This is a genomic window from Olsenella uli, from assembly GCF_016900775.1.
Classification (GTDB): Bacteria; Actinomycetota; Coriobacteriia; order Coriobacteriales; family Atopobiaceae; genus Thermophilibacter; species Thermophilibacter uli_A.
Window position 1 is genome coordinate 1 of the sequence record NZ_JACJKN010000053.1, and the last position, 259, is coordinate 259.

Below are 259 nucleotides of genomic sequence, written 5' to 3' on the forward strand. Positions count from 1 at the left end.
GCCGCGCAGCATGGCCGCCCACGTCTCCTTGGCGGTGTTGGCCAGCGGCGTGACGGCGCCGATGCCGGTGATTGCTACTCTGTGCTCCATCTCAACTCCCAACGCGTGCAAAAGGGACAGTCACTTTTGCACGTCTGTCATGTGGGCGTGCAAAAGTGACGGTCCCTTTTGCACGCATGCCAGTTACATCGCCATGCCGCCGTCGACACGGATGACCTCGCCCGTGACGTAGGACGCGGCGTCGCTCACGAGGAAGCGC

1 protein-coding gene is annotated in these 259 nt (G+C 63.3%); it reads right to left on the reverse strand.

Features of this window, described 5'->3' with window-relative positions:
- Nucleotides 1–183: 183 nt before the first annotated feature.
- The coding region (locus H6A23_RS11760; protein ID WP_204832264.1) for an SDR family oxidoreductase at nt 184–259 on the reverse strand (76 nt) is incomplete at its 5' end.